This window comes from Pseudomonas sp. 05T35 (assembly GCF_056396605.1).
Map to the genome: position 1 here is coordinate 1 of NZ_JBFTLU010000388.1, position 4,455 is coordinate 4,455.

The 4,455-nt window shown below is 50.3% G+C and carries 4 protein-coding genes; all 4 read left to right on the plus strand.

The features are described from left to right. Window positions 1-1,102 (plus strand): undecaprenyl-phosphate glucose phosphotransferase (locus AC1DH9_RS23445; RefSeq protein ID WP_477808863.1); only part of this gene is annotated, 1,102 nt, incomplete at its 5' end. 34 nt (window positions 1,103-1,136) lie between these two features. Next, window positions 1,137-2,279, plus strand: coding sequence for a hypothetical protein (locus tag AC1DH9_RS23450; RefSeq protein WP_427536467.1), 1,143 nt, complete (start codon window positions 1,137-1,139; stop codon window positions 2,277-2,279). An 84-nt stretch (window positions 2,280-2,363) separates the two neighbouring features. Continuing rightward, window positions 2,364-3,470, plus strand: a complete 1,107-nt coding sequence (locus tag AC1DH9_RS23455) for a glycosyltransferase 61 family protein (protein ID WP_427536465.1) — start codon at window positions 2,364-2,366, stop codon at window positions 3,468-3,470. Window positions 3,471-3,761: 291 nt separating this feature from the next. Further along, window positions 3,762-4,316, plus strand: coding sequence for a hypothetical protein (locus tag AC1DH9_RS23460; RefSeq protein ID WP_427536463.1), 555 nt, complete (start codon window positions 3,762-3,764; stop codon window positions 4,314-4,316). Window positions 4,317-4,455 lie beyond the last annotated feature (139 nt).

Genomic DNA, 4,455 nt, shown 5'->3' on the forward strand with positions numbered 1-4,455 from the left:
GTACTCGCGCTTATTGGTTGCGCAGTTATTTATTATTGGATATTTCGCTCAGTTGCTTTTGCACCTGGCGACACTCGAAATGCAGAAGAAACGCTTGACCCACCCGAATCAATTGGAAGCCGCTCTTATTATTGGCTCGGGGGAGCTGGCCAGCTTCCTTCACCAGAAAATAAGCAATAATCCCTGGCTGGGTGAACGGGTGGTCGGTTGTGTGTTGATTGGGTCGCGTGATGTTCGAGGGAAGGAGGGCTCAGAAAGCACGCAACGTTTGTCGATACTGGGTAATATCTCCGACCTTGATAAGTTAATCGTGCGACATTCCATTCGTACCGTATATTTCGTTACACCGCTGGATGGCTCGGAGGTCATTAAGGATGTTTACTTAAAGCTGCTTGATAAGCACATTGCTATTAATTGGGTGCCTGACATTTTTTCACTGCGTTTGATCAATCACAGCGTTCGTGAAATTGCCGGTATTCCCGTGCTGACGTTGTCTGAAACTCCGCTGATGGGGATGCGTCTGTTTCTGAAGAATCTTGAGGACAAAGTCTTGGCTTTTCTCATCTTGCTTCTGGCGGCTCCATTGCTGGTGGCTATAGCGATTGCCATCAAGGTCGATAGCCCTGGACCGGTGTTCTTTCGACAGGAGCGCATGGGGTGGAGTGGAGTTTTTCGTATCTGGAAGTTCAGAAGCATGGTCGTCCATCAGCCCAAAGACGGCATCGTCAAGCAGGCAGAAAAGAATGATCCGCGCATGACCAGGGTTGGAGCCTTTATTCGGCGAACTAGCCTGGATGAACTACCACAGTTGTTCAACGTTTTGATGGGGGAAATGTCCCTGGTGGGGCCTCGCCCGCATGCCATTCAGCATGATGCGCAGTACTCGCCTGGCATCGCAGACTACTTTGCGCGTCACAATATCAAGCCTGGCATCACAGGCCTGGCTCAGGTGCGTGGCTTTCGCGGTGAAACGAGAGATATAGAGCAGATGATTCAGCGTGTTGAGTCTGACATTGAGTACATCAACAACTGGTCGCTCTGGCTCGATTTCGTCATTCTTCTGCGAACGCTGTTTGCCTTCACCGGCAAGCGAGCCTATTAGCCAGTCTGAAGGCAAGTTAAAAAGAGTGCCGAAAATGAAAGCGTATTTAGCGGTACCGATCCGAAAACTCATATCCCCCTCAATACGATTTGAGCTAAGGAAAACTGCAGCCTGGCTGCGAGACATACTTGGGCGAGCCTGTTTCTGGCGCTGGGAGATTGTCAGATTCAAACTGCGCAACGACAGTCCTTACGACATCCTCTATGTGGGAAGGAGAGCACAGCGGGAGATGGCCAAGGTTCTCCTGGGGGTGGAGTCTCCTGTGGCCGACAGCAAATCGGAATCGGATAAATCGAACCGTACGGTTCTGGTCAGTGAAATGCCAACTTTGGGCGCGTTGTATGTGCCTCACTTTCTGAGTGCTATCGTGCCGCTGGGTCGCTCCATTGACGATATCACGGCGGGGTACGATAGTAAGTTACGTCGAAACATACGCAAGAACCAGTCGCGCTACCGAATGAGGCAGGCGCTGACGGACGACGAAATTGAAAGAGCCGACAGGGAAATGCTTCAACCCTATGCCATCGCAAGGCATGGCACTGCCGCCTCGCACATTGCCACACATGAAGTTTTAAGGATAGCAAAGACTTTCGGCCGGCTCGATCTAATACTGTTGGAAGACGAAATTGTTGCATGCCAACTTGCGTGCGTAATTACCCGGGCCGGAAAGCGTTACTGGAGCATGATACGTGCCGGCTATCCTGAGGCAGTTTTTTCAGATGCCAAAAGGCTGAATGAAGTCAACTCGATCACTACATTCATGGAGCTTGAGTGGGCAATAAACAATGGCTTTGACTATTATGACATCGGTACTTGCCTGGCCCGTCCCGACGACGGACTTCTCGAATGGAAAAGAAGACGTGGCGGTGATATTGATACGCTGGGTAACCACGCTTATATGTTTGTCCGACTACCCAAGGTGGGTGCAGCCCAACTCCTTTGGCATACACCGTTATTTGCTGTCGAGGAAAAAAAACTGACACTTCATCTTGGCTTGCCGGACGGGCAAAACGATGAGGAAGTGGCGACTCGTTATATTAACATGGGGTTTGGCGGGCTATACAAAATTTATCTCTACTGTGCCAAGAGCCCAAGCGAATTTCTTCTCGACAGGTTACGTAGTCGTTATGCTCATTTGAAGTCCCCGCCCATTGTGGAGAGGATCATATCTACCTGAGCAGCGTTCTGATGTTAAAAAATGCAGTTCAGGCGCTTGCGCCATTTACTGTTTTTTTGTAAGGCGGATTAGAGTGAAGATGATATGTCGGAATTACGCGTGTTAACGAGCAGCCACCGGACAACATGGAACCTTGCTGCATATCGGCATATTGTAAGAGCGCGGATTATGCGAAAGCCGGCGGAGATCCCGCAAAGTGCAGCGGTGAAAAGCTGGACTATTGCGCCTGGCGAAACATCAATTTCTCCACCGGCTTTTTTCCTGCCCAATCAACTCGAACGTGTGACAGGATGGGAGGAAGAACGCTTTTTTCCTTACGAACACCCCCGTCGTACAATGGAAGGAATCGGCAGCGTTGATCATGGTCCAACACGGGGCCACCTGCTTAAAGATGTCTGGCTGATAGATGGAACACTCTACAAGGGCAACGCAAAATCCTGCTTATCTCCCAGATCTGGCTGGCTTCCAAAGATCTCCGTGGAAACCGAGATGGAGCGCGGGGCGATTTACTGCACAGCAGGTGGAAACCAATGGTTTGGCTCCTGGCTGATGGAAGACTGTGTCACTTACCCATTAGCATGCGACGAAGGAGTTCCGGTGACGACTGCGCCATCCACCGGGTCTCCTCTATTTCCCCAGGCTCCCGAATATGAGGACTGGCTTGGCATAACACCGGTTCGTTTGCGCAATGCGTTTTTTCATGAGCTCGTGATATTCGATGATCTAAGTCAAAATCGAAATAGGCATTTACGCTTTCGCGCGATGGGTGAAAAACTACTGTCACACGTAAGGTACAGCTCTCACCCCGGAGTATTCATTCTGCGAGGCGGCAACGGTGAATTGCGACTGTTACACAATGAAATGGAACTCGCTGAACGTCTGCATAACCGCAGAGGTTTTCGCATTATCGACCCTTCGAAAACCGATGTTCCAACCATCGTAGCGACCTGCGCTGGAGCAAAAACCGTGGTGGGGGTCGAGGGGAGTCATCTCGTACATGGTGTCAATGTACTTCAGCCTGGTGGCTCACTGCTGGCTCTGCAGCCCCCGAATCGCTTCATCTGTTATTACAAGTACCTAACGGATCGCGATCATCAGAATTTTGGCTTTGTGGTTGGAACGCCAGAGGGCGATGGCTTTACAATCGACCCCGATGAGGTTGAGCGCACTCTAGACCTATTCCCTTCATGAAGACTTGATCTGAACCACGCTCCCCGTCTCAAGGTCCAGCCCCCATTCCGAGTGATCAAACGCCAATTTGGGTATCAGCAACGCGCCTTGGGTCAAATAGAGTCCGCTTGATTGACGACTGACGTGTTTGTTGTGACGTTATCTTGACGAAATTACACTGACTTTCTATTTATATTTATTGTGGCGACGTACGATTGACGTAGCAGCCATGTGCCTACTATGCTCAATTTTAGTAGATAAAGATTCCTTCGTCCGACAAAAGAATACTCCTCTGCTCAGGGAGGCGATGTTATGCACCCGACACTTTTTATTAATTCCGTTTTGTTATTAATGCTCCTGAATGCTGCGACTGTTTCTAGTGCTCAGGCGGCCAGTTTGGTCTATAAATCTAGTTGCATGAGCAACTCTGGCGAGGACTTAGGGCCTCAATCAGGCATGCTGATCGAAGAGCACGCGGGTGGCGCGCGGTTTATTTTCAGAAACAGCATTGACGTGCCTTTGTCTCTTCCAGGTGGCAACGCCATTGGCTTTCACACCGACCTCTCCGGTAATTCTGACACGCAGAGCATTGCTACTCAGGGCGTGCTTAACAATAGGGTCAACACTCTCGGCGAGTGGTTCAGCTTCCTTGGGCCGTGCGCCAATACTTCTTCATTCAACAGTTTAATTGCGGCGCTTGCCAATGGTCAGTTCAGGGTTGGTCGGCATGTCCAGGGTATAGGTCTGGCTGGGACAGCCAATTCTTATATCAATCAACGGAGTGCGGTACCGCTTCCTGCGGCAGCATGGTTATTTTCTTCCGCCTTGTTTGGATTTATCGTGTTTGCCAACCGACGGAAGGTGTAGGTAGTGCTTTCGTACAATGCCTCCCCATGCCCGGATCGCTGTCATCTGCTTCATGGGAAACTCGTGCAACGGGATCGGCGTATTTCACCAGAAACGGTAAGTCTTTTTCAGGGGTTCCTTAATGTAGGCGCCTCTCTGC

Coding starts and splice junctions, on each gene's coding strand:
- AC1DH9_RS23455 (WP_427536465.1), top strand. CDS start 2,364: ATGTCGGAATTACGCGTGTTAACGAGCAGCCACCGGACAACATGGAAC.
- AC1DH9_RS23460 (WP_427536463.1), top strand. CDS start 3,762: ATGCACCCGACACTTTTTATTAATTCCGTTTTGTTATTAATGCTCCTG.
- AC1DH9_RS23450 (WP_427536467.1), top strand. CDS start 1,137: ATGAAAGCGTATTTAGCGGTACCGATCCGAAAACTCATATCCCCCTCA.